The sequence below is a fragment of the Nocardia sp. NPDC052001 genome, assembly GCF_040680615.1.
In the GTDB taxonomy this organism is placed as follows: Bacteria; Actinomycetota; Actinomycetes; order Mycobacteriales; family Mycobacteriaceae; genus Nocardia.
Map to the genome: position 1 here is coordinate 225,116 of NZ_JBFAXC010000009.1, position 25,438 is coordinate 250,553.

Here is a 25,438-nt window from a genome sequence, read left to right on the forward strand (position 1 = left end):
CCGGGCACAATCCGAGAATCCCGATTGGGAGACATGCCCTAGTCACACCCGAGGTTCTGGACAGGCGATCATCAGCCCGGAATTCGCTTTGCGACCAAACCGGGCATCCTGCGGTGTCGAAGTCGCTTGTAGACACGACCGAGAGCACCCGAGGGTTGCTGCGCTGGAAGGGCGGCAGCGGCCTACTGAAGCCCCTGTGGCCTGCCGCTGGGGAGGAACGCAGGTGATCGTGACATATGCAGCCAGTCCCAGTGCCCTACAACTGCTTGATCCATCCGATGCCGTGGCGTCGATCAGCCAGGAGTGTTCCGCCGACACGCTGTCCTCCGCCGACCTTGCGGAGTTGTGTGTTGAGTTGTTGGCCGGGATCGCCGCGCGGGACCGCGACGCGTTCACCCGGCTCTACCGACTGACCAGTCATCGAGTCTTCGGGGTCGCGCTGCGGATGCTGTGCAACCGCGCGGCCGCAGAGGAAGTTACGCAGGAGGTGTACCTGCAAGTCTGGTCATCACCGGCGCGGTACGACTCGCGGCTCGCCTCTCCGATCGGCTGGCTGATCGTGCTGACCCGAAGACGTGCGATCGACCGAATACGCAGCGACCGTGCGGCTTTCGAACGCGATGTGCGCTATGGCGCGATGGCGCGAGGTATCGACCGCGACTTCGTTTTCGAAACGGTTCAGCAGCGTGACGAGCGCCGCACGGTGTTGTGTGGCCTCGGCCTTCTCACCGAATTGCAGCGCGAGAGCATCGAATTGGCCTATTTCGGCGGACTCACCTACAGCGAGTTGGCGGACCGGCTAGATATTCCGCTCGCCACCGTGAAGAGCCGGATCCGCGATGGATTGAACCGCCTTCGATCCGCCTTCGCCATGGGGACCCTGCGCTGAGACACGGGTGCGCCCCGGCGCGATCGACGTATCGATGACATCCGGGGCGCAAAAGGGACCGATGAGTTCAGTGCTGGGTCAGCGGACTGAGGTTCTCGTAATACGCTGCCATACCGGGAAAATAGTCGGCGAAGTCGGGCGGGGGCGTACCCAGTCGCGCCGCGCCGAGCATGTCGAGGTAGTACTCCCAGCCGGGGCCGACGTGGCTGACCTGGGCGATCTCGGCCTCGGTGAGCAGATGGTGGACGAAGCGCAATTCGGTGCCGCCGTCGATCTCGGTGAGTTCGAGTTCCAGCCGCCATGCGCCCGAATCGTCAATAGCGGAAATGCCGAGCAGGCGGGGCGGGTCGCAGGTGTCGATGGTCATGTCCATCCACGGCTGCTCGTCCTCGAAAGCCATCTGTACCTTGATGATTCGGCCGGGACCGGGTTCGCCGGTCCACGGGCCGAACCACCGGGCGGTGCGGTCGGATTCGGTCACGCTGGCCCACACGTCGTCGGCGGGCGCGCGGTAGGTGCGGGTCAGGACCAGGTCGCGGCCCTGCTCGGCGGCCAATAGGCGGCCGGTGGGTGTCGGGGTCATGCGGTGTCCTCTCGGTGTGTGTCGTCGGCGGTGACACGGCGCTCCCGGCGGGTGCGATACACCTCGGTCTCCAGTGCGTCGAGCCGCTGCGCCCACACGGGCTGGGTCTCGAAACTCGTTATCCAGTCGGAGATTTGCGCGAGCGGTTCGGTGTCGAGCAGGTAGTAGCGCTCTCTGCCGACCAACTCGTCATGGACCAGGCCGCTCTCCCGCAGCACCCGCAAATGCCGGCTCACGGCGGGACGACTGATGTCGAACTGTTCGGCGATAGCACCGGCGGTCAACCGCCGATCCCGCAACAGCTCCAGGATTCGCCGCCGTACCGGATCCGCGATCGCGGCTGCCACCTCGTCCACAACCAAAGCGTAACCAATCAGTTACGCATTGTCGAGATCAACCCAACCAGCGATGCCTCCACCAACATTGCAGCGCTTTCTCGGATCATTGTGCGGTAGTGGGGATGTCGGTCATGCGGATGTCGTAGCCGGTCTCCGGGTTGACGACTCGGCCTGCGGCCCACCAGTTCTCGCGCGCTGTTTCGACAACCATCATCGCGATGTCCTCTTCCGGGACGTCGGCGAGAACTCGCAGGTTTGTGACGATCTCGCGGAAGAGTTCGTTCTTCTGCTCAGCGGTGCGGTGGTTGAAGGCCAGGTGGATGAACATCGTTCGGTCGGTGCGTGGTAGTCCGAATACGACTTTTTGCATGTGGAAGTTGTCGGGGGTGACCTCCACGAAGACGTGGAATTGATCGTCCTCGGGGATTTTCAGGACGTCGACCATGGCCTTGTGGAGTGCGGTGGAGACGTTGCGGCGATATTCGGGCGAGGTTCCCTGGCGGAGATAAATGGTGATCAGCGGCATGAGTCTCACGCTAGGCAGCACCCCTGCATTCGGAAAGCGAATGGTTGGCATACTGGATATGCTGATTGCTCATGGACGTCACGATGGTCGGGCTGCGGGTACTGCGCGAGGTGGCCGAACGTGGCACGTTCACGGCCGCGGCGCAGGCGCTCGGATATACGCAATCGGCTGTCTCGCGGCAGGTGGCGGCACTCGAACAGGCCACCGGGGTGCGACTTTTCGATCGCTATCCCGGCGGTGTGCGGTTGACCGCCGCAGGTCTGGCTTTGTTACGCCACGCCGTGACCGCGCTGGACGCTTTGGATGCGGCCGATCGCGAGCTGCACGGTGCCGACGTCGACACCGGTTCGGTGCGGCTCGGCTACATCCCGGCCGCCGGAGCGGTCCTGGTGGCTCACGCCCTCGCGGTGCTGCGCGGGCAGCGGCCCGGCGTCAATGTCGCCACCCGGGAGGGCACCACCCCATCGCTGGTGCGGGCACTGCGCGCCGGTCGTCTCGACCTCGCCGTACTGTCCTCGCGTCCACCGCATCGCTCACCCGACGCCGACAAACCGGCCCTGCATGTCGAGCCGTTGCTGGAAGATGCTCTGGCCGTGGCGGTTTCGTCGACCGGTCGGTTCGCTGATCGCACGGGCCTCACCACCGAGGACCTCCTCGACGAAACCTGGATCGCCACTCCTACCACCGCCGACGAACCGCTACTCGGCGTCTGGCCGGGTCTGCCCGGACGGCCCCGCATTCATCACACCGCCCGCGACTGGCTCACCAAATTGCACCTCGTCGCCGCCGGAGCCGGAATCACCACCGTGCCAACGACACTGGCGTCCGCCATCCCGCCCGGCATTCGCCTGCTCGGCATCGACGACCTCCCCGAGGAACGCCGGCGCATCAGCGTGGTCCGCCTCCCGGGCCCCACCACGGAGCCGGTCCGGACGCTCGTCCAAGCCCTGCATCACCACGCCGCCGAGATCGCCGGATAACCTCACTGTCGACGGCGAACTCACACCCGCATCGGGAGGTCGCGCATGACCGAGGTCAGCACCTCGAAGGAAGCCGCCGGTCAGCCCACCGCGAGGGGTGACAGGATCGCCGTCGTCATCGGCAGCACCCGGCCGACGCGGATCTGTCCGGACATCGCGTCCTGGATTCGTGAGGTCGCCCAAGCGGGCAGCCCGCTGACCTACGAACTGCTCGACCTGGCCGAGGTCGAATTGCCGCTAGACGAACCCCTCAAAGCGGCGCTACAGCAGTATCACCACGAGCACACCCGCCGCTGGAGCCGCATCATCGATTCCTACGACGGATTCATTTTCGTTTTCCCGCAATACAACTGGGGCTACCCGGCAGCCCTGAAAAACGCCCTCGACTACCTCTACTACGAATGGCGCGACAAACCGGCCACCGTCGCCACCTATGGCACCCGCGGCGGCGGCAAGGCCGCCACCCAGCTACTCACCGTCCTGCAGGGCCTGCACATGCGCGCCCTCGACAACCACCTCGAACTTGCCATCGGCGACAACGACGTCGACGACACCTGGCAGATCATCGACGTCGAAGCCACCTTGCACTCATACCGAGAACAAGTCCGCACCATCGACGAGCAATTGATCGAAGCCCTCAAAGACGACCAGCAATAACCTCTATCCGGCATCAGCGAAAGATCTTGTGGGGCTGCCACTTTCAGTACTGATCGATAGCAGCGGCGAGATACGACTTGTATGCTCGGTAGGTCATTGCTGAGGTTGCATCCTGTCCCCGGGTACAGGCTTACCGTGGATTCATGACGATGAATGTTGGCCCCGGCGGATGGGTGCCGGATTCGTGCACTCTTCCGACCGCAGCCCAGCCGATGCGGGTCGCGGAGTTCGATCAGTTCTTCATCGATGCGGTGCGGCATATCGAACGGTCCGGCCGCACCCGCCTTGATCTGCTGATCGACTCTGGCGCCGAACCACTCGGCCGGGATCTGGCGGCGCGGGAAACGAGCTGCTGCTCGTTCTTCACCTTCACCTTCGAACCGTCGGACTCCGGCATGGTGATGATGCACATCGACGTGCCCGCCACGCACGTCGAGATACTCGACGCCCTGCAAATCCGCGCCGAATCGGCCTCACGATGAATAACGGTTCGCGCACCGGTTTTCGCCGCGATCCGAGCTCATCAATCTCAGCAGACGCCGCCCCCGCGGCCCGATGCTGTCGAGAATCCGCAGGCTGGGTGAGTCCCGGGTGATGAATCCGGAATGAAAATCATCCGTGTCGGTTTACGCGGCGGCGTTCTTTCCCGGGAACTATCGAGGTAGGTCAGGACTCAACGGAGAGGGAACGGATATGTCGCTGGACTACACGGACCGAACCGACTTCGAGGACGCCGAGCGCGGATTCATTGCCGCATTGTCACCGGCCGTCATCACCAAGGCGGACGGAAAAGTCATCTGGGACGGCGACGCGTACAGCTTCCTGGACGGTGACTGCCCGCCGACTGCGAACCCGAGTCTGTGGCGCATCGGCCAGCTGGCCAATAAGCAGGGCCTTTTCGAGGTGACCGACGGTATTTACCAGGTCCGCAACCTGGATCTGTCCAATATGACGATTATCGAGGGTGATACCGGCGTCATCGTCATCGATCCGCTGATCTCGGCCGAAACGGCAGCCGCCGCGCTGGCCCTGTACCGCGAACATCGCGGGGATCGCCCGGTGACCGGTCTGATCTACACCCACTCCCACGGCGACCATTTCGGTGGTGCGCGCGGGGTCGTCCCGCACGGGCACGCCGAGGTCCCGGTGATCGCGCCGTCGGGTTTCCTCGAGCACGCGGTGAGCGAGAACGTCTACGCCGGAACCGCCATGACCCGCCGCGCCGCGTATATGTACGGCGCGAATCTGCCGAAGGGTCCCGACGCCCAGATCGGCTGTGGTCTGGGCATGACCACCTCCACCGGCACCATCACCCTGATCCCGCCGACCGTTGACATCACGCGGACCGGTCAGGAGGAGACCGTCGACGGTGTGCGGATCGTATTCCAGCTCACCCCGGGCACCGAAGCGCCCTCGGAAATGAACTTCCTGTTCCCGGACAAACGCGCAATGTGTATGGCGGAGAACGTAACTCACAACATGCACAACATTCTGACGCTGCGCGGTGCGCTGGTGCGTGATTCGCGCATCTGGGCGCGCTACCTCGACGAAGCCATCGCCATGTTCGCCGACAAGATCGACGTCTCTTTCGCCTCGCACCACTGGCCGGTGTGGGGTAAGGACCGCTTCGTCGACCTGTTGGCCGGACAGCGTGACATGTACGCGTACCTGCATGATCAGACCCTGCGCATGCTCAACAACGGGCTCAGCGGGCCCGAGATCGCCGAGAACTTCGAACTGCCCGAGGCATTGGACAGCAAGTGGGCCAACCGTGGCTACTACGGCTCGATCAGCCATAACGTCAAAGCCATCTACCAGCGCTATATGGGCTGGTTCGACGGTAACCCCGCGCACCTATGGGAGCATCCGCCAGTCGAGCAGGCCAAACGCTACGTCGTGGACTACGGCGGCGTGGACGCGCTGATCAGCAAGGCGAAGGACTACTTCGAGAAGGGTGACTTGCGTTTCGCCGCAACACTTCTCAACCATGCCATCTTCGCCGAACCCGGCAATAGCCTGGCGAAGGAAACGCTCGCCGCGATCTACGACAAGCTGGGCCACGGCGCGGAGAACGGCCCCTGGCGCAACTTCTACCTCTCCGGCGCGCTGGAACTGCGAAAGGGCGTGGTGCACACCGCACTCGACACCGCCAACCCGGAGATGGCGATGGCATTGACCGTCGAGATGCTCATCGATTCCATGGCGGTGCGAGTGAACGGCCCGAAAGCGGCCAAGACCGGATTCATCATGGACTGGAAGGTCACCGACAACGCCGAAACCGTCCGCCTGACCCTGTCCAATGGCGCGCTGACCCACCGCACCGCGACCAAGGACGCACCCCATCACGGTCCCGCGGACCTCACCCTGACCCTCACCAAAGCGCAATTGCTGGGCGTGCTGGCGGGCCAGGGCCTCGACGGTGTCGGCGTCGAGGGCGATCCGAAGGTGTTCGCCACTCTCGCGGGTCTGCTCGATACCGCCGATGTGGACTTCGCCATCGTCACCCCGTAGGGAAACAAATCCGCCGAGGGCCGACCTGATACTTCGAATATCAGGTCAGCTCCAGCAGATTCACCAACTCCACTCCGTGCGCGGCCAGGTTGACGCGCCCGCTGCGACCCCGGTCGACCACGCACAGCGCATGGGTGACGATGGCACCCAGCCCGCGGAGATCAGCTGCGGACAGGGCTATCTGGCCGCCGGTGTTCACGACGGCGTCAACGATCATGACGTGCCTGTCGGAGATGTCGGCGCCTTCGGCGAGGCGGCACGTCCCGTGCACCTTGGCCTTCTTGCGAATGAAGCTCACCGGCAGCCCCGTGCGCAGGGAGAGCGCGGTTGCGATGGGCACGCCGCCGAGCTCCAGGCCGCCCAGGATCTCGGTGTCCGGGGGGATCAGCGGGACCATCGCGAGAGAGGCGGCGTCGAGCAGCGCGGGGTCGGCCGCGAAGCGGTATTCGTCCAGGAACTGGGTGGCGGTGTCACCGGACCGCAGCAGGAATTCACCGGTCAGGTGGGCCGCCTGACGGATACGGCTCGCCAGGTCGCCATGATCGGAGGGCGGGGCGGGGGAGGTGTAGAGGTCGCGCATCCTCAGAGAGTAGGGGGCGTTGTTTGCGAGCTTGTGTCGCCGAGATTCGCGTGGGCGATCTACGGCCCGCGCGGCCGGATACCCACCGCCCGTTCGACTTTCGAAGTGCGATGACCGCCTGACCCCTCACGCGTATCGGTCGACGTACCCGACGGTGGCGAATCCGAGTCGTTCGTAGATTCGTTCGCCGTCGGGCGAGGCGGTGAGTATCACGCGTTCGGTGCGGGATTCGAGGGCCAGCTCGAGGGCTCGCCTGGTGAGGGCGGTGCCGATGCCTTGCCCGCGGTGATCGGCTCGCGTGACGATGTGCTCGATCGATGCGCCCGCGGGACTGATTACCACGGCGGCGCAGCCGAGAATCTCCCCGCGATCGCGCCACAACAGGTAGCGAGTCGATGCGGGGCCCTGGCGCAGGCCCGCCACCAACGCATCCGTATCGGTGGTGTCCGACCAGAGGGCTGCCCACTGCGCCAGGCCGATGTCGTCGGTGACTTCCTCGATTCGCGCGAGCTTATGTTGCCCGAGGTCGTGAGGTGCTGATTCGCCCGTACCCGTGAACAGCATGAGCGGCTCGGTTTCGAACAGTGCGAGACCGGATTGCGTTAGCAGCTCAGGGATTTCGGGTGAGTCGATGTCTCGCCAGAAATGCCAGGATGCGGGAATGCCGTCGAACAGGTCCCGCAATCGTTCGATCTCGGCGGGAAGGTCGCCGCTCAGTCGCAGCACCGCGTTCAGTTCGTCGCTGGGAGCGCCCGTGCGAAACCAGCTGGATCCCTGGCCGCCACCGGATTCATGTGCTCGCACCAAATGTGTTGCGATGTAAGTGGTTAAAGCATCGACATGGAGTTGCCGGTTGCCCGGTGCGGTCATCGTTGTTCCTTACTTGGCGCGCGATACAGGAAGCCCGACTGACAACCATCCCATGCTCACCGCATCGCTCGAGATCGCCGTCATCGCCTTCCCTTCCGGCGAAGATCAAGCATACGATTTTCGCAGGTGGCAGTGCATGCCGCCGCAGTCGTCGAAGAACGGAAGATCGACATGGACGTCGTCATCCTGGTGATCTGCATCGTCCTGGCCGCCCTGTCGATCCAGCTGATCTGGATCCCCATCGTGATCCACTTCCGGCGCAAGAACGCTCTGTTGGACAAGGAACTGGCCGCGTGCATGGCCGCGGAATCCATCATTCGGCCCATGGAGCGCGGTATCTATCGAGGCTCCACCATCCCGGGCGTCTCCAACGTCAGCAACAACGGTCAGATCGGCCTCACCGCCCGGCGCCTGGTCTTCCGCACCGCGACCTCGAAACTGATCGAGATCCCTGTCAACGCCATCACCGGTGCCCACGAATCCAAAGTCTTCAAGGGCGCGGTCCGCGGTGGCAGCACACATCTCGTCGTCTCCACCCAGGCCGGCGACTACGGCTTCATTCTTCCCAATCCTTCGGAATGGATAGCGACTATCGGTGGTCTGGTTCAGCGCTCACACTGAGCTAGTCATCGGGGGAAGCACGGCGATTACGTTTGGTGATCCCGCGGCGCTTCTTCTCCGCGATGCGGCGTTCCTTCGCTCCGCGTGAGGGTTTGGTGGCGCGCCGCACCGGCGGCGGTGCGGCAGCAGCCTCCCGCAGCAGGGCGGCCAAGCGTTCGCGGGCGGCCTCACGGTTCTGCAGCTGGGCACGGTGCTCCGATGCCGCGATCTTGATCACACCGTTGACCAGGCGAGTGTCCAGGCGCTCAATCATCCTGGCGCGCAACGACTCCGGCACCGAGGGGGAATTGGCGAGGTCGAACGACAACTCCACCCGGCTGTCGGTGGTATTGACGTGCTGCCCTCCCGGACCGGACGACCGCGAGAATCGCTCACGCAACTCGGACGCGGGAATCACCAGCCTCCGAGTCACGGTTAGGTCCTCCGCCACGATCCGCCGCTCTCTCCACTCCGCGAGTCGCCTAGCGCGCGGGGTTCCATGCCTTGTGCACGAACTCTATGCGGTTGCCATCGAAGTCGGCGACATTGCCGGCGTAATAGCCCGAGGCGAAATACGTCCGATCCGCCGGGACACCCTCGTCGAGACCACCGGCGTCTATAGCGGCACGGTAGGCGGCATCAACGGCATCGTTGCTATCGCACACGATCCCGACGTACAGCCCGGTCTCGCCGGGTTGCCGTTGCCGCAACCAGATACTCGATCCGACCCCGGTGCCGGAGACGTAGATGTCATCGCCGACACCGAACAGATCCGGAACATTATCCGGCCCGGAGGCCGAATCGTACTTCCCGAATTCGCGCCAGCCCAACGGCTTCAGCGCCGCGATGTAGAAGGCCAGCGACTTCTCGATATCCGTGACCGAAACGTAGACATGATCGATCATCTCGACGCGTCCTTCCCGATTACATCGTTCCTAGGGCGACTCAATCGAACCTGCGTCACGGTACCGGTTCCTATCGATAGCAAGCGCCGACGGCAAGCCATTCGGCCTCGAACTCCCGAGGAGAGAGTGTTTCCACCATGCCGGGATGTTCGGCGATAGCCGCTACGGGAGTCGCCGAGAGTTGGGTACGCAGCGTCGACATGATGCCTCCGGCGAAACCCCTTCGGCCGTCAGCGAAGTACTCGACCTTTCGAACCTCGTATCCGTTGGCGTCGATCTCGACTACGACTTGTCTCGACTCGGTCCCGGTCGCAGTGTGCGCGTTGATCTTCCAGTACCGCATGCCAGGCTCACCGGGTACAAAACCGTATGTGTACTGCGCTTGGTCCGAAGGCCGACCCTCGTCTTCGGGCGTCCACGCGGGATCGAACAGCTGCCATAGCCCGGCGTACAGGCCATCGTCGGCGTCAGGTTCGTCGTTGTACTCGTCGGGCAGGTCCGCCTCGAAAGGGGTTCGGCACCACTGTATTCCGTCCCACCAGCGGACGAAGGTGACGACATCCTCGTGCAATCTGGGGTGAACGACTGACCGGTCAACGGCCGCTGCCCATGGCGGCGCGCTTGCCCACGGATCGAAGTCGGTGTCGACCAACGCGGTTGATTCATCACCCCCGAACAGCAGTGCCCGTTCGGCGTCCACGTTGACCAGGGCGTACCAGTTTCCGGTGCCGTCCTCGCTCACCAGTCGATTGCCCACCGCCCAGGTCGGTTCATCAGCGCGGAAAACCTTGATCGCCCTTGGGTTGCCATCCGCGAGGTTCAAGAACGCATATCCGTGATCAGCGATTGTGGTCCACAGAACGTCAGGTCGCGGCAACTCGAATTCCATGCAGAGCAACGTACTTGGCACCTGTGACATTCTCGGCTGCCCGTCGGAATCCGTGCGCATGCCGCCAGGTCTAAGGAATCGAGCCGCCGACGGTGATGCGCGGGCCCGGTCGAGATGCCGGATCCGCACATCACCGATCAACGGTCAGCCGGTCTTCTTGGATGTCTTCGATACGTCGACGTTCACCTTGTAGGTGGTCGATTTGTCACCCGAGCCCTGGGTGGCGGTGATGACGTACTCGCCGTTGCCGGGTGCTGCCCATTCGATGGAGGCGGTCAACTTGCCTTTGTCGCCGTCCTTTTCGGCGGCCGGCGTTGCGGTGCCGACCTTCTGGCCGTTGACCGAGAACGTCACCGGGGAATTGGCGTCGGCCCCGGAAACTTGGGCGGTGATCTGGCAGTGGAAGGCGCAGGGATACTTGGCTACGTCTTCCGGGGCCTTGACATTGTCGACTTTGGCGAACGCCTGTGGGGCCAGGATTGCGCTGGTGGCCAAGGCGAGAAGGGTCGCGGTCGCGAAACGGCGGGCGTCTGGGTTCGTAGAGGTCATGATTTCTCCTGGCGAGCGTTGCGGAGGCAGTGGAAAGGTGTGCGGTCACAGACCATTGAGGCTCAATCGCCCGGTGGGGTCGTTGCCGTAAAGCCAGTTGTTCCACACGCTCGTCATCGTCACCGTATGTTGCAACAGCCACGTTTTGATCGTCGGCGACGAGGCATCACCAAACTTCGATTTATACAGGGCCGCGGCGGCCGCGACGTATGGCGCCGAGAATGACGTGCCCGACTGCATGGTGTTGGTTCCGTCAGCAAGTTTGGTGTCGATCCATTGCCCGGGTGCGAAAATGTCGGCGCAACCGAAACCGGACGAGGTCCAAATGTTCTGTTTCGAATGTCCCGGTCCCGACGGGGTGATTTGCTGCCATACATGCTTGTCACTGGCATCGCTGGCGGCGGCGATCATGGGACCGCCGGCGTCGGCTGGGGGGTTGAAACATGCATTGATCGAGGAGGCTTGTAGCGGTGCGGGGATACCGTCGTCGTAATTTCCGGCTGAGACTGCGACGAACACGCTGTCCGCCGCGAGCGCGTTGACAGCGTCCCGCAGTTGATTATTCGGATCGCCTCCGAATCCGAAATTTCTACTCATATTGGAGGAGATTACCGCTACCGCCGGACCCTTGCCGACATGGTCCGACTTCACCCAATTGACGCCGTCGAGCAATCTTTGGTAGTCCACGCATTCACCGCTGCAATCCGCCCGGACCTGCACGGACTTGATCGTGGCCTGCTTCGCCAACCCCCACGTGGCACCCGCGGCGGCGACTGCGACCTCGGTCGCATGATCGTCGAGGTAGGTCCCGGTTGTATTGGGCGCGAAGTAATTCTTGGCGACTGACGCGCGACCGCCGAATTCCGCCAGATTGACATTCATCGGGCCATCGATGACATAGATCGTCACACCGGCGCCCGTGGATGTCACGCTGCCCGCGCTCATCAGGCTCTGCGCCCAGCCCGAACTCGGGTGGTAAAGCGCCAGGTCCGAAGCATTATCGGCGCTGCTGTTACCGGCCCCAGAAACAACCGACATAACCGTGGTCATTGCTACCAGGGGTGCTAGCAGTAGAGCTTTTCTTATTCTCACAGGTGTTCCCATCCGGGTAATTCGTATGTGCGCATGACGAATCGAGCGTTGGCGTCGAAGCCTCGCCGAATCGACGGCATCAGAAATTCCGCAATTCGCATTGCGGTTGGCGCAGAACAGTATTCGACATGGCTGTACCGCCAGGCCGACTCTGAAATGCGATGAGATTACCGAGCAGGGGCTTTCCCGTCGACCTCCGCCGAGTCGGGCAGCCGCCTCCGGTTCATCTACAGAAGCCCTATTTCCCCATCCTTCATAGTCCCCATCCCTTCTTCGTGTTGTCCACGCAGGCAGCACTGTATCGCGGCCCGCCTGAGCCCGTAGTGGAAATGAAACATCACTACTTCACACATATTCGGGGGATGAAGCGTGGCTACGCACCAGGCGTGCCGCCGCCGTGCTTCCCCGCTCATCGAGGACCGAGTGGATCCACCGGCTCGTTCAGGAGTGGGGCTTCGTGCGTGAGAGGGCTTTGTGCACAGCTGCTTCCGGGGTGTCGGCGGTCAGCGCGGCGTCGACTGGGTTGTCATCGGCATCGAGGATCTTCCAGCCGCCGAGGGTAATGATGGGAAGGTTGCCGCGGCGATTGGCGAGGGCGAGTTCGGAGAGGGTGCCCCAGCTGCCGCCGATGACTATTACCGCGTCGGCGGAGTTGATGAGGATGGCGTTACGGGCCTCGCCCATACCGGTGTAGATGACGGCGGAGAGTCCTTCGCAGGCGGTGGCCGGGTCGGTGTCGGGGCGGATGCCGATGACGAAACCGTCTGCGGCGGTAACGCCTTCGGCGACGGCGGCCATGACGCCTGGGCCGCCGCCGCAGAGGACGCACGCGCCGCGTTCGGCGAGCAGGCGGCCTACTTCGCGGGCGTGGGTTGCCTCTTGCGCGGTGCAGTCACGGGGGCCGCAGACGGCGACCTGGATGGGCGGCATCGTTCGGCTCCGATCGTGATCGGCAGTGTTGCAGGGGTATTGGCTGTTACCTGTCGATGGTCAAGCGGTGAGATCCGCGGTATCGGGGGAGTCGGAGCGCAGTTGGTGTACTGAGCGCCAGTCGATGTCGCGCGGGGCGGCTTGCAGCACGCTGGTGAGCAATCCCAGGCGTGCGGCGCGCAGGGCGGGTTCCTCGCTCATGACCAGGATGTCGTCGAAGAACCGTCGCAGGGCCTCACTCAGTGGCGCGGCGGAGGAGGCCCAGGCCGGGAGTGACTGGTCGCGACTGCCGGAGAGGGCGGTGGAGACGGTGATGAGGTGCTGTTCGGCAGGCTCGGTCAGCACTGCGGGGTCGAAGTCGGCCGGGGTATCGGGCGGCAGGATCCGCATGATGCGCTGGAGTCCTTCGACCAGCTCGGCGAATTGATGGCCTTGTTCGGTGCGGGCCTGCTCGATCTCGCGCTGCAGGTGATCCGCACGCCACGGGCGGGACGCGGCCGCGCGCGTCGCCTCGATCAGCGCGATCGCGATGCCCTCGTCGCGCAACCGTTGCTCGTATCGAGTGCTGAGCAATTCCGTTGCGGTGTCGAGGATTTCATCGTCGACGGTAATGCCCTGCTCGCGCAGGGTGCGCGCGGCGGCATCGAGGCCGACTCGGTAGGACACCGGCTCGAGCGCGGGGTGGGCGCGCAGGATTCGGACGATACCGAGGGCCGCGCGCCGCAGGCCGTAGGGATCGGAGGTGCCGGTGAGTTTGGCTCCGACCGCGAGCATCGCGACCAGCAGGTCGAATCGGTCGGCCAGCGCGAGCAGTGCGCCGGGGATCGTCTCGGGCAGGCGGTCGTTGTGGTGGCGGGGGAGTTCGGTCTCGAACAGCGCCTCGGCGACCGACTCGGGTTCGCCTGCCTTGCGGGCGTATTCGCGCGCGATGGTGCCCGCGAGCGAGGTCATCTCGACGACCATCTGCGTGGCCAGGTCGAACTTGACCAGCTCTCCGGCCCGTGCCAGGGTCTCGGAGTCATTGCGGGACAACGTGATCGCGGTGCCGAGCTCGCGCGCGACGGCGGCGATCCGGTCCGCGCGATCGGCCACGGAGCCGAGGCGTTGTTCGAAGGTCAATCCCGAGAGCCGAGTGCGGAATTCCTCGGGTGCGGTGTGCAGGTCGGTCTTCCAGAAGAACGCCGCATCTTCGAAGCGTGCGCGCAAGACCTTCTCATTGCCCGCGCGGACCACATCGAGATCGGAAGAGCCGTTGGCGAGAGTGACGAACATCGGCAGCAATCCGCCATCGGCGGCGCGGACGGGCAAGTAGCGCTGATGTTTACGCATGACGGTGGTCAGGATCTGTTCGGGCAGTTCGAGATACCGCGCCTCGAAATGACCCAGCACGCCAACGGGGGTCTCGACCAGGTTGGTGATCTCATCGATCAGATCGGATTCACCGTCGGTGTCGATCGTGCCCCCGTGCTCGGCGGCCAGCGTCTCGGCCGCGCCGACCACGGCGAGGCGGCGTTCGCTGTAGTCGATGAGGATGCCATCGGCGCGTAGCACCGCGCTGTAGTCATCCGCTGTGCCGACGCTGACCTCGGGATGAGCGGCATTGCGATGCACGCGAGTGATCCGGTCGGCGCGCAGCGCACCCGAAATCACCGGCAGCACAGCGTCATTCAACAGCGCCAGCAGCCACCGGATTGGCCGACTGAAGCTCAGGATCGGATCGTTCCAGCGCATATTCTTATCGGCACGCAACTCCGCCACGAGCTCCGACAGCACCGCGGTGAGCACCTGTGCGGCGCTATGCCCCGAGCGCACCGTCTCGACCGCGACATGTTCGACGCCGTTGACCTCGACCCGTGTCAGATCGGCCACGGTGACCCGCTGGGAGTTCAGGAACCCTTGCAGCGCGCGGGTGGGCTCGCCGTCGCCGGTATACGCGGCGGCGACCTTGGGCCCGCGCCGGACGTGGACGCTATCGGGTTCACGATCGGCAATCGCCTCCACTCGCACGGTGATTCGGCGCGGAGTGGCGTCCACCCGGATCGCCCCGTGGTCGAGTGCGGTTTCCGCGAGCCGGCGGCTCAGTTCGTCGTGCACCGCTGCCGCGGTGGCATCGACCACATGCGGGGGCAGCTCCTCGGTTCCGATCTCGAACACCAACAGTCCACCGTGCGAAGGCAATTCGACCTCCGCGGCAGTGGCGATCGGCAGCGGCTCATACAGTCCCCGCGGATGCCCCGCCTCGGCCCGCAACTCGGTCCACAGCTCAGCCACCGCGCGTGATTGCGTGCGCATCGTCTGAAACCATTTGGCCCGCTCGGTCGTCGAGATCGCCCCGCGCGCATCGAGCACATTGAACGCGTGCGAGCTCTTGAGCACGAAACTGTGCGCCGGAATCGGCAGCCGCCGCTCGATGAGCCGCCCGGCCTCGCGCGAGTAGATATCGAGCAGCGCGCGCGTGGCGGCGATATCGGCGTCATCGAGGTAGTAGCGCGACATCTCGTACTCGGACTGCCCTAGGAATTCGCCATAGGTGACACCGGGTGCGTAGAGCAGATCCTTGAAGTGATCGACCTTCTGCACCGCCATCAAAATGCGCTCGAGCCCGTAGGTGATCTCCACCGGGATCGGATCGAGCGTATGCCCGCCCACCTGCTGGAAGTAGGTGAACTGCGTGATCTCCATCCCGTCGAGCCAGACCTCCCACCCCAAACCCCAAGCGCCGATGGCGGGTTGAGCCCAGTTGTCCTCGACGAACCGGACATCGTGCGCATGCAGATCGATGCCGAGCGCCGCCAGCGATCCGAGATACAGCTCCTGCGGGTTCCCCGGTTCGGGCTTGAGAATGACCTGGAACTGGGTGTGGGTCTGCAGCCGGTTGGGGTTCTCGCCGTAGCGGCTGTCATCGGGTCGCACGGACGGTTCGACGTACGCGACGCGCCAGGGTTCGGGACCGAGCACGCTGAGCAGCGTCGCCGGATTCATCGTTCCCGCACCGACTTCGGTATTGAACGGCTGCGCGATCAGGCAACCGTGACCGGACCAGTAGTCCTGGAGACGAAGGATCGCTTCTTGCATGGACAGGATCTGCGACCCCGTACGGAAGGATTCGTCTGTCATCGCGCGATCCTACCCAGCCGCCCTCTCCGGTTCGCGATGCGGTGGCGAACCGAATCGGGTCCGGGGGTGCGTAATCGGGCCGCGCAGGATTCCGCGCCGGTGCCACACGGCCGCGGCGTAGCGTGGTCTGCAGCGCCTGTCATCGCGGGTGGAGCCGGAGGCGACCATGACCGATTCATCGAGACAATCCGACACCCTCGCTTGTAGCGCGCACCGCGAGGGTTGAATGGCCGGAGTGGTCGACCGAGTCGACCGTGTACAGCAGCGCCACCCGGGACTCGGTTTTCCGCTGGCGGTGGTCTACAAATTCGTCGGTGATCAGGGTGGCTATCTCGCGGCCCTGATCACGTACTACGCGTTCGTATCCCTATTTCCTTTGCTGCTCATCCTGACGACCGTGCTCGGGGTGATACTCGAGGCGCAGCCGCATCTGCAACAGCGCATTCTCGATTCGGCGGTGAGCCAATTCCCGGTGATCGGTGATCAACTCGGGCAGCCGGAGCGGCTCAGCGGCGGCACCGTGGGGCTGATCGTCGGTATCGGCGGTGCGGCGTTCGGTGGGCTGGGCGTGTCGGTGGCGGTGCAGAATGCGATGAATGTCGCGTGGGGGGTGCCGCTCAATCAGCGCCCGGATCCGTTCGCGGTGCGGGTACGGGGACTGATCGGGTTGGTCGTTCTCGGTCCGCTGATTCTCGGATTGATCGTGGTGTCGCGGATTGCCGCCTCGTGGCAGATCGGTTTCGGCTTCGCGTGGCTGCTGATCGCGGCATCGGTGGTGTTGAACGCGGGTGTCTTCGCGCTGGTGTTCAAGTCGGCGACCATGCGCCCGTTGAGCGTGCGGCAGGTCGCCCCAGGCGCGATCGCCGCCGCTCTCGCCTGGCAATTGCTGCAGCGGTTCGGCTCGGTCTATGTCGGGCGGGTGGTCAACCATTCCTCGAATACCAACGGGGTGTTCGCCGTGGTCTTGGGGCTGTTGGGCTTTCTCTACTTGGCCTCGTTCGTGGTCGTGCTGTGCGCGGAGATCAACGTGGTCAGGATCGATCGGCTCTATCCGCGTGCGTTGCTGACGCTGTTCACCGAGTCCGCCGTCCTCACCCCGGGAGACCGGCGCACGTACACCGATCAGGCTCAGGCGCAACGCAATAAGGACTTCGAGGAAATCGAAGTCACCTTCGATCAGCCGCCCGAGAAGTGAGTTCGGCGGGACAGATTACAGTGGCGAATCGGGCGGCAGGGGAGCGGTGGATACCCGACCCCGGCTTCGTGCGAATCGCACCTCGACCGGATAGCCGGATGCGCGCGGGTCGAACGGTTTCGCGCTCGTGGCCAGATCATCGGTCATCGCGCGCAGTACATGCCAGCCCAGATCCGCGATATCGAAAGGCGTCGCGCTCTCCGATATCGAGCTGAGCCTGATCCGCATGTTCTGTTCGTCGAAGACGAATTGGCAGGTGATGATGCTGCCGACCGTGTGGTGACGCATCAGAATGGTGGCGGCCTCATCCAGCGCGATGCGAATATCGGTGACGGTGCCGATGTCGAAATCAGCGGTGAGGCATACCGTTTCGGCGATCGACCGCAGCATGATCAGCTGGGTGGGGTCGGTCGGAATCTGAACGGTGATCGTACGGCTGGGTGTGAGGTGAGCCGAACGGCGCCTGGACACGGGAGCTTCGGCGGAAACCAGTCGAAGATGCGCTCCGGCAGCACGATTCGGCCTCTGGCTGTTCCCGCCGCGGCGGGTTGGTGGTCGTCCGGTCATTCGATTGCCCCCAGGAATCTGATGGACAGTGATATGTACCCGAAATCGATTTCCGCTGGCTCGAACGGACGGCCGCTTGATGACGACCACCCGCTCCAACCGGTGCGGACGGGCTGAATTACTTGCCGAAGGCGTCCTTGACCTTCTCGCCCGCGCCCTTGAGATCAGCCTTGGCCCGATCGATCTTGCCCTCGGACTCCTGGCTCTTGTCGCCGGTGGCTTCGCCGGTCTTTTCCTTTGCCCGGCCGGCGAGTTCGTCGGCCTTGTTCTTCGCCTTGTCCAGTGCGCTCATGTCACAAGTCCTTTCGTCGGGTGGCCCGGCCTGCGATATCCGGCCGGTCCTTTCAGCGGGTAGCCCGCATCGGCGATGTCAAACAATGCGGTGGCCGGGAGCGGATTCGGGCATCTGATGACGCGCCGCCATGCACGGTGTGGTTCGGGCTGATGCCAACGGGTATGCGCCGTGTGCAGACCTTTCGATCAGCGCGAAGAAGGAAATATGCCGGACACCAACCCCGCCCAGGCGCCCGCTACGCGTTCGCCGTCGGCGTCGTCGGACAACTCGTCCTCCACCCTCGGGCGCATTGCGCAGAACAGCGTCTTCGAACGGTTCGCCCGTACGGGATTCATCATGAGCGGCATCGTCCACCTGCTCATCGGCTACATCGCCATCCGCATAGCGTTCGGCGGCGGGGGCGGCGCGGCCGACCAATCCGGCGCCATGGCCGAGCTCGCCGCCAAACCCGGTGGCACCGTTGCACTGTGGATAGGTGTCGTCGCGTTCGTGTTGATGGCGCTGTGGCGAGTCGCCGAAGCCGTACTCGGCAGTGCGTCCAAGCCCGATGCCGACGGCACGATGCACCAGGTGATCGATCGGATCAAGGCGTTCTCGGTCGGCGTGGTCTATTTCGCATTCGCCTTGTCCGCGTTGGGATTCGCCCGCGGCCACGGCAAGTCCAGCGGTGGTCAGAACGCCGGGCTCACCGCCCGCGTCATGCAACACACCGCGGGAACCATCGCCTTGATCATCGGCGGACTGATCATCATCGCGATCGGCGGCTACCACGTCTACAAGGGCGCCAGCCGGAATTTCCTGGACGATCTCGAAGGCGCTACCAGCGCACTCGTGCGCAGACTGGGCATGATCGGCTACATCGCCAAGGGCCTGGCCGTTGCCGCGGTCGGAGCGCTGGTGATCCTCGCCGCGATCCAATCCAAGCCCGACAAAGCCACCGGTCTCGACGGAGCGTTCAAAACCCTTGGCGCACAACCGTATGGGGTGGTCCTGCTCGTGGTCGCCGGACTGGGAATCATCACCTACGGCCTGTACAGCTTCGCCATGGCGCGCTACGTCAAGATGTAGCCGCACGCGGCGGCCGATCTGTTCGATCAGCGCCCACGGGGGCGATCACCCTCGGTGGCAGCGGAACTCACCGTAGTGTCGCGTGGTGCAGGGCCCTGACTCTGGCTCGCGCGTTCGCCCCGCCCTCGGAATCCCAACGCTGTTGCGCGCCTGCCATATCGTTGTCCGCGGGCGCGGTGATGAGTTGCAAGGTCAGGCTCGCGCCGATGCTGACCCCGAGGATCTGCAGCGTGCGGGCGGGCAGCCGCCGGTAGCCGTCCAGGCGAACCCGGCGCCCACCGAAGTCGAGTTTGCGTGGCGCGGCGTCCCATTCGCCGAGGTGATAGATCACGCGATGGATCGGGCCGAGCCGAGGTGTGAGCATCGCGAGCAGCTCGGGGAGTTCGGCGGTGAGGTCTCGGCTGTTGGGCCACCAGAACCCGTCCGCGGCTGTGGTGCCGCCGCTGTTGAGCTCGAGTCGCAGCGGCTGGGTGGGCGATGTTCGCCCAGCTGTGCCGGTTTCGCTTGTCTGTGAGGTCATGATCGACACCCTTTCGTGTGGGAGTTAGGTTTGCCCGGCGGATTGCTGGGGCGGCCGGTCGGAGCCGAGGGGCGCGTTTCGGTCGTCGGAGGCCGGTACGGTGACGTTGCGGGGCTTGTCGAAGCTCGCGCGGGCGGGCGCCTCCGGGGCGAGCGGGGGCGGAGTGCCGGGAGCGGGTGTCTGGCGGCGAAGGGCGCTGAGTTCGCGGCGAGCGTCGGCTCCACGCCGATGCGTGCGACGTGAACCGGCGAGCAGCATGATCAACCCGGCGAATCCGATTGCGCCGACGACGATTCCGTAGAGGAAAAGCAGGCCGGTCGAGCCGGTTACGTGGTAGCCGAACACTGCGAAACTGTCGGTCAGCGCGTGTGTGCCACCGCCATTGGCCAGAACTCCGGCCAAGCCGATGACCGCGGCGGCCAATAGAATAACGAGCCCGATGATGACGATCATGGCGATCCTCTCTATCTGATTTCCGCTGAATCGATCAATCGAGATGGGCGGACAGCGCCCGGGTCTCGATCTCGAGATCGCCGCTCGCGGTGAGTACGGCGCCATAGGTGATGCGCTGCTCGGCCGGGTTGTCGCGGGAGTCGGTGTTGTGCACGGTCAAGCAGGTCACCGCGCCGAAATTGACCAGCAGATAACGGTTTTCGATCTCCACCGCGTCGTTGGTCAGAGTGACGGTGAAGATCTGCCCGCGCGCGATCCAAACTCGCGCTGCGGCGGCTACGGCGGGGGATTCCGCATCGCGGAAGTGCAGGCTGAATGGTAAGCCCGGGGAGTCCAAATATGTTGCCATGGTGAATATTCCAATCCTGGGGGTGCGATGGTCACTCGAGCCGGTCGCGCCAGCTCGGGTGGGTGCGGATATGCCGGGAGCCCCCGGCGTTCTCGTCGAGATCGCGGCCCGCGGGGGTGTCTTCCGGTCGTGCCCGGCTGAGCAGGTGCGAGGTGATCGGGCGCGGCGCGCCCGATCCGAGGCGGTCCAGTGCGGCCATTGCGATTGCGCCGATCATGATTCCGGCGAGCAGGGCAATGAAGATGACCATGGGAACTCCTAGTGTTCCCCCTCCAGTAGACGCCTGCCCCGCGCCTGTGTCAACAATGTAGCGCTACGTACGTAGGTCTACGGCGTTGACATCACCGTCGGAGTGGAATGTACTGGGAGCATCATTGGAAATACGCGGCGAAAACGGACCCCCTTGTGACCCCCGATGCCCCACACGCCGCACACCCCCTTCGGCATACCGTCGCCGCGATCGCTTGGACGCTCACCTTCGCGTACCTGGCCGCCGAGCTGACGGTCGCCATCGCCTGGAAAACGGGGTACAGCTTTCGCTACGACACCATCAGCGATCTCGGCGTAACCGCCTGCACTCCGAGCATGTGCTCGCCGCTGCATCTGCTGATGAACTCCACCTTCGTTGCGCTGGGCCTGATCACCATCGTCGGAGCGATCGGATTCCGGGACTACATTCCGCACGGGCCACGCCAGTGGTCGATCATCGCGCTGGCCATCGTCATCGGACTCAGCACCGCGGCCACCGGCGTATTCCCCTCCAACGACGGCATTCTCGTGCACGGTCTCGCGGTGATGCCGGCATTCGTATCCCGGCACGTGGTGCTGGTGCTGCTGTCGATCTGGCTGTGGCGGCGCCGACGCCTCGTAGCGATGTGGTCGGCGGTCTGCGCGTCGACCGGACTTACCGGCACGGTGCTGCTGACGATCGGCATCCAGGTCGGCATCACCGAGCGGCTGGTGTTCTACCCGCTGCCGACCTGGATGGCCGTCACCGGCGCGGTGACGGTGCTGGGACCGCTGCGACGGGCTCCTGTGGTGCTGTAATGCTGTGTGCGGCAAGCAATTCGCGCCGGTCGGCGCGCATGGTGACGACCATCAGCCGACCCAGTACGGCGAGCGCCACCCAGCACACGACCATTCCCCACAAGAGGAGCAGGCTGGCGGTCCCGGTGACGTGATAGTTCAGGACCGTGAAGTCTCCGATCAGGGCGTGCGGATCGCCGCCGGTGGAGAAGATCGCCGCGAGTCCGGCGATGATGACGACGATCAGGAGGAGTACACCGACAACGGTGATCATGGGGACCTTAATGATAAGTGGCTGTCCCCAGTACACGCCCTCCGTCACGTCATGTCAACGATGTAGATCTACGTTGTTCGCGGGACAGTAGTTCGCGGACCTCGGTGTCGGTGACCTCATCGAAATTCAGATACCACGGGCGGATCGCACCGAACAGTTGTGGCATCTCCAGGCAGACGGTGTGGTCGGCGACCGCGGACAGGGCGTGGATCGGCCGATGCGATCCCACGGGGGTGGCGAACACGACTCGATGCGCACCGCGAGCGCGGGCGATGAGGCAGGCCGCGTGAGCGGTGGCCCCGGTGGCGAGACCGTCGTCGACGATCAACGCTGTCGCGCCGGTCAACCGCAACCGAGGGTGCTGGTGTCGGTAGCGAACGATACTGCGGCGCAGTAGATCTCGCTGTTCGAATTCGACCCGCTGCTGTTCGGGTCCGGTGAGCAGCGCCGTGTCCGCCAACTGGGCGTCGATGACTCGGACCCCATCTTCGCCGAGGGCGCCGAACACCAGCCACGGCCGGCGCGGCACGGCGAGTTTGCGAACCAGCGCGATATCGAGCGGGACCCGCAGTGCGGTCGCGACCTCGAAAGCCACGGGAACACCCCCGCGTGGAAGACCGAGAACCACCACATCGGGGTCGCTGGTTGTCCGAAGTCGTTCGGCGAGACGGCGTCCGGCATCGCGACGATCGAGAAAAGGCATGTCCTGCTTCCGAATCGGTGGCACGGGATGGGCGAACCGTGCTTCGGGGTCTGGAAAGCAGCACTCGAACAGTACGCCGATATCGACGGAATCGGGTGTGATCCACGGAGTTGCTCCACAGGTGGGATCTCGCCTGGCAAGGAACCGAACCGGTTGGACCGCAATGCTTTACAGCTGGTCACCATGCCTGGTGATGTTTATCCGATATGTCCGATCCGATTGGATCCGGTGACGCGGGATGATTGCCGGCGGGCTCTTCGCTCGACCCGAGTCGACGCGGGCCACGAGTATCACCGCGCGAGTGGTGAATCGCTTCGGAAGTGCGGCGAGAACGATGCGACCGTCGCTATCGCGGAGGCGGCGGCGCACAGCAGTACCGCCCACATCAGCGACTGCGTCGATGCGGTCCCTCCGAACGCGAGCAGCACGCCGGTGGTGAGTGCGATGCAGAAAGTAGCCGAAAGACGCTGTGTCAGTTGCAGAAATGACGCGCCGACACCGTGCAGTGACGGCGGGGAGAACGCCAGGGTGACCACGCGCAGCGGCGGTTCCACCACACCACCGGATAGGCCGGAGCCGATCTGGATGGCCGACAGGATGAGGAACAGCGCCCATCCGTCACTGCACAGCGCCGCCGCCGCGCTGACCGCCAGACAGATCGTCTGGATCACCAGGCCATAGGTGACCAGCGCCGGACCGTGGGTCACGAAAAGCCTTTGCCCCCAGCGTGCCGCCACCATCCGTGCGAGAGCCGTCGGGATCAGCGCCAGGGCGAGGGCGAGGGCGGGAATATCAGACATCTGCAGGAAGTAGACGGTTTTGATCGTGCCGAACGCCAATACCGCCCCGAACCACAGTGCCGCCACCACATTTCCGGTGACATAGCCGCGCGATCGCATCAGCGCGGGTGCGAACAGCGGCAGCCTGCCCCGGCGCGCGTACCGTCGCTCCCACCACACGAGACCGGTCAGCAGCAACGCACACGCGGCGATCACGGCCACGATGGTGTGCGCGGGAAGTCCGGGGTCGATGACCGGAATCGTCACCAGGACCACCAGCAAGCCCAGGGCGGCGATACCGGGCATATCGAGGTCGGTCGTGCGCCGCACGCGCGGGGAGCGGGGCAGCCCTCGGAAGCCGAACACGATGGTCGCGACAGTGAACGGTATCGGCAGTAAAAGTATTATCCGCCAAGCGAATTCAGCCGGAATGAGCCACAGCGCCAGACCGGCCGCTACGGGTCCGACGATCGCGGCGGCCGCGCCCGCAGCGGTGTACCCGGCCAGTGCGCGCAGCCGGGCGGGGCCGGTGAAGGTGTCCTGGATGACCGCGAGCACTTGGGCGCTGATGACCCCGGCGCCGAAACCTTGCACGAGCCGCCCGCCGATCACCCACCACGCGCTCATGGCCGTCGCCGACGCGATACCGCCGACCAGGAACAACGCGAGCCCCGCGATGAACAATCCGCGCCGTCCGTAGGCGTCGCCCAGCCGCCCGGCAGGTGCGAGCCCGAGTCCGAACATCAGCGAGAACGAGGCCAGAAACCATTGGATATCGGAGTCCGCCAGCGCGAGTGAGGATTGCACCGCCGGAGCGGTGAACGCGGCCACCGCGCTGTCGAGCAGTGTCGCGAAACCCGCACCGAGACACGACCATAACGCCGAACGCTCGTCCGAGCGGGAAGCGGTAGCGGGCTGGTCCGCTATATCCGCGAGCCCGACCGGGGTCGTCGCCGTTTCGGTCATCGCGGAATCGTTCCGGCCGACTGCGCACAATTCATCCGATGATGTTGTACCCGCTGCTGTATTCACGACAGGTTTACGCTCGCGGTGATCGCTGCACCGTCCACCGTGTCCGACGAATGACGGCGTGCGCCGATAGCCGTTGTGTGGCAACGGCTATCGGCTCGGGCCAATCAGTAGTAGACCGGTCCGGGAACCCCGCCGCCGGCGGCGATGGCATCACCCGTGATCGCGACACTGCGCGGCGACGCCAGGAAAGCAACCACCGCAGCGACTTCCGAGGCGTCGATCACCCGGTGCAGCGAATTGCGCGCCGCCGCCTGCTCGAGCTCGGCGATCGGGGTTCCGTTCTCCCGCGACTCCGTGGTCAGCCGCTCGGTCAGTCGTTCGGTCCGGGTCAGCCCGGGATGCACCACGGTCACATTGATTCCGTGCGGTCCGAGTTCATCGGCGAGGTTCTTCGTCAAGGCCGACACCCCGACATTGCGAATGGTCTGCGCGATCGAATTGGCTTAGCGCGCACCGAGTCCACTGATATTGATGATGCGGCCCCACCCCTGCTCGACCAGATGCGGCGCGACCGCGCGCGCGGTGCGCAGATAACCGAGCACCTTGATCTCCACCTCGCGCCGCACCACCTCATCCGAGGTCGCGGCGAGATCCGCGCTCGCCCCCGCACTCCACGGCGTCGCCGCCGAATTCACCAGAATGTCGACCCCGCCCAATTCCTCGACGGTCCGATCGACCAACCGCCGCACCTGCTCATCGTCACCGGTGTCGGTGGGCACCGCGATCACGCGCCGACCGGTCGCCTCCGACACCTCCCGCGCGGCAGCCTCGAGCCGCTCGGGATCACGTGCCGCGATCACCAGGTCGACGCCCTCGTCCGCGAGCGCCCGCGCCACGGCCAATCCGATTCCCCGGCTGCCGCCGGTGACAATCGCGCGCTTCCCATTCAGTTCCAGATCCATTCGGCGAACGCTAACAACACATTCGACTTCGGTGACCGGTCCCGCTCGGCCTGATCGGAAACCACCGCGGGCCCGGCGTCGAGCGGTCCCTTCGAATGTTGACCTTCGACTCTTTCTCGTGCGAGCGCTAGGTGGTGCCATGGAGTTCTACCCGCATCGACAGGAGGTGGTCACATAGCCGATACTCGCCGGAATACGATGTCCCCGTTCAGGGCACCCCCTATCGAGACTTCCGCTGAACGGGGCATTCGGCTTTTCG

30 protein-coding genes and 1 pseudogene are annotated in these 25,438 nt (G+C 64.5%); 9 read left to right on the forward strand and 22 right to left on the reverse strand.

What is annotated here, in order from left to right; genetic code table 11:
• Positions 1–283: 283 nt before the first annotated feature.
• Positions 284–889, forward strand: a complete 606-nt coding sequence (locus tag AB0L82_RS33790) for a sigma-70 family RNA polymerase sigma factor (RefSeq protein WP_364645741.1) — start codon at positions 284–286, stop codon at positions 887–889.
• A gap of 67 nt (positions 890–956) precedes the next feature.
• On the opposite strand, the gene AB0L82_RS33795 is transcribed toward AB0L82_RS33790, so the two are convergent.
• From AB0L82_RS33795 to AB0L82_RS33805, 3 genes are all read right to left on the reverse strand, one after another.
• Positions 957–1,472, reverse strand: a complete 516-nt coding sequence (locus AB0L82_RS33795) for an SRPBCC family protein (RefSeq protein ID WP_364645744.1) — start codon at positions 1,470–1,472, stop codon at positions 957–959.
• Positions 1,469–1,828 (reverse strand): metalloregulator ArsR/SmtB family transcription factor, encoded by a 360-nt coding sequence (locus AB0L82_RS33800; protein WP_364645747.1) that lies wholly within the window; start codon positions 1,826–1,828, stop codon positions 1,469–1,471. Before AB0L82_RS33800 ends, AB0L82_RS33795 begins: the two co-directional genes overlap by 4 nt.
• Positions 1,829–1,913: 85 nt before the next feature.
• Positions 1,914–2,336: a tautomerase family protein gene (locus tag AB0L82_RS33805; RefSeq protein WP_364645750.1), complete on the reverse strand. Its 423-nt coding sequence runs from the start codon at positions 2,334–2,336 to the stop codon at positions 1,914–1,916.
• A gap of 71 nt (positions 2,337–2,407) precedes the next feature.
• Here AB0L82_RS33805 and AB0L82_RS33810 point away from each other — a divergent pair, with 71 nt between their 5' ends.
• The 4 genes from AB0L82_RS33810 (at position 2,408) to AB0L82_RS33825 (ending at position 6,484) form a co-directional block, all read left to right on the forward strand.
• A complete protein-coding gene (locus AB0L82_RS33810) occupies positions 2,408–3,316 on the forward strand; it encodes a LysR family transcriptional regulator (protein WP_364645753.1) in 909 nt (302 codons plus the stop codon).
• A gap of 45 nt (positions 3,317–3,361) precedes the next feature.
• Positions 3,362–3,973, forward strand: coding sequence for an NADPH-dependent FMN reductase (locus AB0L82_RS33815; RefSeq protein ID WP_364645756.1), 612 nt, complete (start codon positions 3,362–3,364; stop codon positions 3,971–3,973).
• Between the two features lie 143 nt (positions 3,974–4,116).
• Positions 4,117–4,455 carry a hypothetical protein gene (locus tag AB0L82_RS33820; RefSeq protein WP_364645758.1) on the forward strand — a complete coding sequence of 113 codons (339 nt, stop codon included), beginning with the start codon at positions 4,117–4,119 and terminating at the stop codon, positions 4,453–4,455.
• A gap of 211 nt (positions 4,456–4,666) precedes the next feature.
• Positions 4,667–6,484 carry an alkyl sulfatase dimerization domain-containing protein gene (locus AB0L82_RS33825; protein ID WP_364645761.1) on the forward strand — a complete coding sequence of 606 codons (1,818 nt, stop codon included), beginning with the start codon at positions 4,667–4,669 and terminating at the stop codon, positions 6,482–6,484.
• 40 nt (positions 6,485–6,524) lie between these two features.
• Here the strand turns inward: AB0L82_RS33825 and AB0L82_RS33830 are convergent, their stop codons facing one another.
• Both AB0L82_RS33830 and AB0L82_RS33835 read right to left on the reverse strand, forming a co-directional pair.
• Positions 6,525–7,064, reverse strand: a complete 540-nt coding sequence (locus AB0L82_RS33830) for an orotate phosphoribosyltransferase (protein ID WP_364645765.1) — start codon at positions 7,062–7,064, stop codon at positions 6,525–6,527.
• A 126-nt stretch (positions 7,065–7,190) separates the two neighbouring features.
• A complete protein-coding gene (locus AB0L82_RS33835; protein WP_364645768.1) occupies positions 7,191–7,934 on the reverse strand; it encodes a GNAT family N-acetyltransferase in 744 nt (247 codons plus the stop codon).
• Between the two features lie 126 nt (positions 7,935–8,060).
• Between AB0L82_RS33835 and AB0L82_RS33840 the strand changes: the two genes are divergently transcribed.
• Positions 8,061–8,555 carry a hypothetical protein gene (locus tag AB0L82_RS33840; protein WP_364645771.1) on the forward strand — a complete coding sequence of 165 codons (495 nt, stop codon included), beginning with the start codon at positions 8,061–8,063 and terminating at the stop codon, positions 8,553–8,555.
• Between the two features lies 1 nt (position 8,556).
• Here the strand turns inward: AB0L82_RS33840 and arfB are convergent, their stop codons facing one another.
• The 7 genes from arfB to AB0L82_RS33875 form a co-directional block, all read right to left on the reverse strand.
• Positions 8,557–8,988 carry an alternative ribosome rescue aminoacyl-tRNA hydrolase ArfB gene (gene arfB / locus AB0L82_RS33845; RefSeq protein ID WP_364645973.1) on the reverse strand — a complete coding sequence of 144 codons (432 nt, stop codon included), beginning with the start codon at positions 8,986–8,988 and terminating at the stop codon, positions 8,557–8,559.
• Positions 8,989–9,016: 28 nt separating this feature from the next.
• Positions 9,017–9,439: a VOC family protein gene (locus AB0L82_RS33850; protein WP_364645774.1), complete on the reverse strand. Its 423-nt coding sequence runs from the start codon at positions 9,437–9,439 to the stop codon at positions 9,017–9,019.
• 70 nt (positions 9,440–9,509) lie between these two features.
• A complete protein-coding gene (locus tag AB0L82_RS33855) occupies positions 9,510–10,328 on the reverse strand; it encodes a hypothetical protein (RefSeq protein ID WP_364645777.1) in 819 nt (272 codons plus the stop codon).
• 144 nt (positions 10,329–10,472) lie between these two features.
• The gene (locus AB0L82_RS33860; protein ID WP_364645780.1) at positions 10,473–10,877 is read right to left on the reverse strand and encodes a hypothetical protein; all 405 of its coding nucleotides are present in this window, start codon (positions 10,875–10,877) and stop codon (positions 10,473–10,475) included.
• Between the two features lie 45 nt (positions 10,878–10,922).
• The gene (locus AB0L82_RS33865; RefSeq protein ID WP_364645783.1) at positions 10,923–11,927 is read right to left on the reverse strand and encodes a S8 family serine peptidase; all 1,005 of its coding nucleotides are present in this window, start codon (positions 11,925–11,927) and stop codon (positions 10,923–10,925) included.
• Positions 11,928–12,410: 483 nt separating this feature from the next.
• On the reverse strand, positions 12,411–12,899 hold the full coding sequence (locus AB0L82_RS33870; protein ID WP_364645786.1) for an LOG family protein: 489 nt from the start codon (positions 12,897–12,899) through the stop codon (positions 12,411–12,413).
• 60 nt (positions 12,900–12,959) lie between these two features.
• A complete protein-coding gene (locus tag AB0L82_RS33875) occupies positions 12,960–16,016 on the reverse strand; it encodes a glycine--tRNA ligase (protein WP_364645789.1) in 3,057 nt (1,018 codons plus the stop codon).
• 235 nt (positions 16,017–16,251) lie between these two features.
• Here AB0L82_RS33875 and AB0L82_RS33880 point away from each other — a divergent pair, with 235 nt between their 5' ends.
• The gene (locus AB0L82_RS33880) at positions 16,252–17,211 is read left to right on the forward strand and encodes a YihY/virulence factor BrkB family protein (RefSeq protein WP_364645792.1); all 960 of its coding nucleotides are present in this window, start codon (positions 16,252–16,254) and stop codon (positions 17,209–17,211) included.
• A gap of 15 nt (positions 17,212–17,226) precedes the next feature.
• Here the strand turns inward: AB0L82_RS33880 and AB0L82_RS33885 are convergent, their stop codons facing one another.
• Together AB0L82_RS33885 and AB0L82_RS33890 are read right to left on the reverse strand one after the other, a co-directional pair.
• Positions 17,227–17,682: an anti-sigma factor gene (locus AB0L82_RS33885; protein WP_364645795.1), complete on the reverse strand. Its 456-nt coding sequence runs from the start codon at positions 17,680–17,682 to the stop codon at positions 17,227–17,229.
• 214 nt (positions 17,683–17,896) lie between these two features.
• Complete coding sequence (locus AB0L82_RS33890; protein WP_364645798.1) at positions 17,897–18,070, reverse strand: CsbD family protein; 174 nt, start codon at positions 18,068–18,070, stop codon at positions 17,897–17,899.
• A gap of 207 nt (positions 18,071–18,277) precedes the next feature.
• On the opposite strand from AB0L82_RS33890, the gene AB0L82_RS33895 reads away from it, so the two are divergent.
• Entirely contained in the window at positions 18,278–19,141 is an 864-nt protein-coding gene (locus tag AB0L82_RS33895) for a DUF1206 domain-containing protein (protein ID WP_364645801.1), read from the forward strand.
• A gap of 67 nt (positions 19,142–19,208) precedes the next feature.
• On the opposite strand, the gene AB0L82_RS33900 is transcribed toward AB0L82_RS33895, so the two are convergent.
• The 4 genes from AB0L82_RS33900 to AB0L82_RS33915 are packed head-to-tail and all read right to left on the reverse strand — an operon-like array spanning position 19,209 to position 20,713.
• Positions 19,209–19,661, reverse strand: coding sequence for a DUF5994 family protein (locus AB0L82_RS33900; RefSeq protein ID WP_364645804.1), 453 nt, complete (start codon positions 19,659–19,661; stop codon positions 19,209–19,211).
• 24 nt (positions 19,662–19,685) lie between these two features.
• On the reverse strand, positions 19,686–20,114 hold the full coding sequence (locus tag AB0L82_RS33905; protein ID WP_364645807.1) for a hypothetical protein: 429 nt from the start codon (positions 20,112–20,114) through the stop codon (positions 19,686–19,688).
• 34 nt (positions 20,115–20,148) lie between these two features.
• Positions 20,149–20,463 carry a hypothetical protein gene (locus AB0L82_RS33910; protein WP_364645810.1) on the reverse strand — a complete coding sequence of 105 codons (315 nt, stop codon included), beginning with the start codon at positions 20,461–20,463 and terminating at the stop codon, positions 20,149–20,151.
• 31 nt (positions 20,464–20,494) lie between these two features.
• Positions 20,495–20,713 carry a hypothetical protein gene (locus tag AB0L82_RS33915; RefSeq protein WP_364645813.1) on the reverse strand — a complete coding sequence of 73 codons (219 nt, stop codon included), beginning with the start codon at positions 20,711–20,713 and terminating at the stop codon, positions 20,495–20,497.
• 155 nt (positions 20,714–20,868) lie between these two features.
• On the opposite strand from AB0L82_RS33915, the gene AB0L82_RS33920 reads away from it, so the two are divergent.
• A complete protein-coding gene (locus AB0L82_RS33920; protein ID WP_364645816.1) occupies positions 20,869–21,510 on the forward strand; it encodes a DUF998 domain-containing protein in 642 nt (213 codons plus the stop codon).
• Here the strand turns inward: AB0L82_RS33920 and AB0L82_RS33925 are convergent.
• The 4 genes and pseudogenes from AB0L82_RS33925 to AB0L82_RS33940 form a co-directional block, all read right to left on the reverse strand.
• Positions 21,455–21,763 carry a hypothetical protein gene (locus AB0L82_RS33925; protein WP_364645819.1) on the reverse strand — a complete coding sequence of 103 codons (309 nt, stop codon included), beginning with the start codon at positions 21,761–21,763 and terminating at the stop codon, positions 21,455–21,457. The genes AB0L82_RS33920 and AB0L82_RS33925 overlap by 56 nt on opposite strands.
• Positions 21,764–21,812: 49 nt before the next feature.
• On the reverse strand, positions 21,813–22,466 hold the full coding sequence (locus AB0L82_RS33930; RefSeq protein ID WP_364645822.1) for a phosphoribosyltransferase family protein: 654 nt from the start codon (positions 22,464–22,466) through the stop codon (positions 21,813–21,815).
• Positions 22,467–22,756: 290 nt separating this feature from the next.
• Positions 22,757–24,211 (reverse strand): MFS transporter, encoded by a 1,455-nt coding sequence (locus tag AB0L82_RS33935; protein WP_364645825.1) that lies wholly within the window; start codon positions 24,209–24,211, stop codon positions 22,757–22,759.
• Positions 24,212–24,381: 170 nt separating this feature from the next.
• Positions 24,382–25,179: pseudogene (locus AB0L82_RS33940) on the reverse strand (SDR family oxidoreductase).
• Positions 25,180–25,438 lie beyond the last annotated feature (259 nt).

Coding starts and splice junctions, on each gene's coding strand:
- AB0L82_RS33810 (WP_364645753.1), top strand. CDS start 2,408: ATGGACGTCACGATGGTCGGGCTGCGGGTACTGCGCGAGGTGGCCGAA.
- AB0L82_RS33935 (WP_364645825.1), bottom strand. CDS start 24,211: ATGACCGAAACGGCGACGACCCCGGTCGGGCTCGCGGATATAGCGGAC.
- AB0L82_RS33860 (WP_364645780.1), bottom strand. CDS start 10,877: ATGACCTCTACGAACCCAGACGCCCGCCGTTTCGCGACCGCGACCCTT.
- AB0L82_RS33820 (WP_364645758.1), top strand. CDS start 4,117: ATGACGATGAATGTTGGCCCCGGCGGATGGGTGCCGGATTCGTGCACT.
- AB0L82_RS33795 (WP_364645744.1), bottom strand. CDS start 1,472: ATGACCCCGACACCCACCGGCCGCCTATTGGCCGCCGAGCAGGGCCGC.
- AB0L82_RS33910 (WP_364645810.1), bottom strand. CDS start 20,463: ATGGCAACATATTTGGACTCCCCGGGCTTACCATTCAGCCTGCACTTC.
- AB0L82_RS33890 (WP_364645798.1), bottom strand. CDS start 18,070: ATGAGCGCACTGGACAAGGCGAAGAACAAGGCCGACGAACTCGCCGGC.
- AB0L82_RS33905 (WP_364645807.1), bottom strand. CDS start 20,114: ATGATCGTCATCATCGGGCTCGTTATTCTATTGGCCGCCGCGGTCATC.
- AB0L82_RS33805 (WP_364645750.1), bottom strand. CDS start 2,336: ATGCCGCTGATCACCATTTATCTCCGCCAGGGAACCTCGCCCGAATAT.
- AB0L82_RS33825 (WP_364645761.1), top strand. CDS start 4,667: ATGTCGCTGGACTACACGGACCGAACCGACTTCGAGGACGCCGAGCGC.
- AB0L82_RS33870 (WP_364645786.1), bottom strand. CDS start 12,899: ATGCCGCCCATCCAGGTCGCCGTCTGCGGCCCCCGTGACTGCACCGCG.
- AB0L82_RS33835 (WP_364645768.1), bottom strand. CDS start 7,934: ATGACCGCACCGGGCAACCGGCAACTCCATGTCGATGCTTTAACCACT.
- AB0L82_RS33865 (WP_364645783.1), bottom strand. CDS start 11,927: ATGACCACGGTTATGTCGGTTGTTTCTGGGGCCGGTAACAGCAGCGCC.
- AB0L82_RS33900 (WP_364645804.1), bottom strand. CDS start 19,661: ATGACCTCACAGACAAGCGAAACCGGCACAGCTGGGCGAACATCGCCC.
- AB0L82_RS33925 (WP_364645819.1), bottom strand. CDS start 21,763: ATGATCACCGTTGTCGGTGTACTCCTCCTGATCGTCGTCATCATCGCC.
- AB0L82_RS33830 (WP_364645765.1), bottom strand. CDS start 7,064: ATGCGCGACCTCTACACCTCCCCCGCCCCGCCCTCCGATCATGGCGAC.
- AB0L82_RS33855 (WP_364645777.1), bottom strand. CDS start 10,328: ATGGAATTCGAGTTGCCGCGACCTGACGTTCTGTGGACCACAATCGCT.
- AB0L82_RS33915 (WP_364645813.1), bottom strand. CDS start 20,713: ATGGTCATCTTCATTGCCCTGCTCGCCGGAATCATGATCGGCGCAATC.
- AB0L82_RS33930 (WP_364645822.1), bottom strand. CDS start 22,466: ATGCCTTTTCTCGATCGTCGCGATGCCGGACGCCGTCTCGCCGAACGA.
- AB0L82_RS33875 (WP_364645789.1), bottom strand. CDS start 16,016: ATGACAGACGAATCCTTCCGTACGGGGTCGCAGATCCTGTCCATGCAA.
- AB0L82_RS33850 (WP_364645774.1), bottom strand. CDS start 9,439: ATGATCGATCATGTCTACGTTTCGGTCACGGATATCGAGAAGTCGCTG.
- AB0L82_RS33895 (WP_364645801.1), top strand. CDS start 18,278: ATGCCGGACACCAACCCCGCCCAGGCGCCCGCTACGCGTTCGCCGTCG.
- AB0L82_RS33815 (WP_364645756.1), top strand. CDS start 3,362: ATGACCGAGGTCAGCACCTCGAAGGAAGCCGCCGGTCAGCCCACCGCG.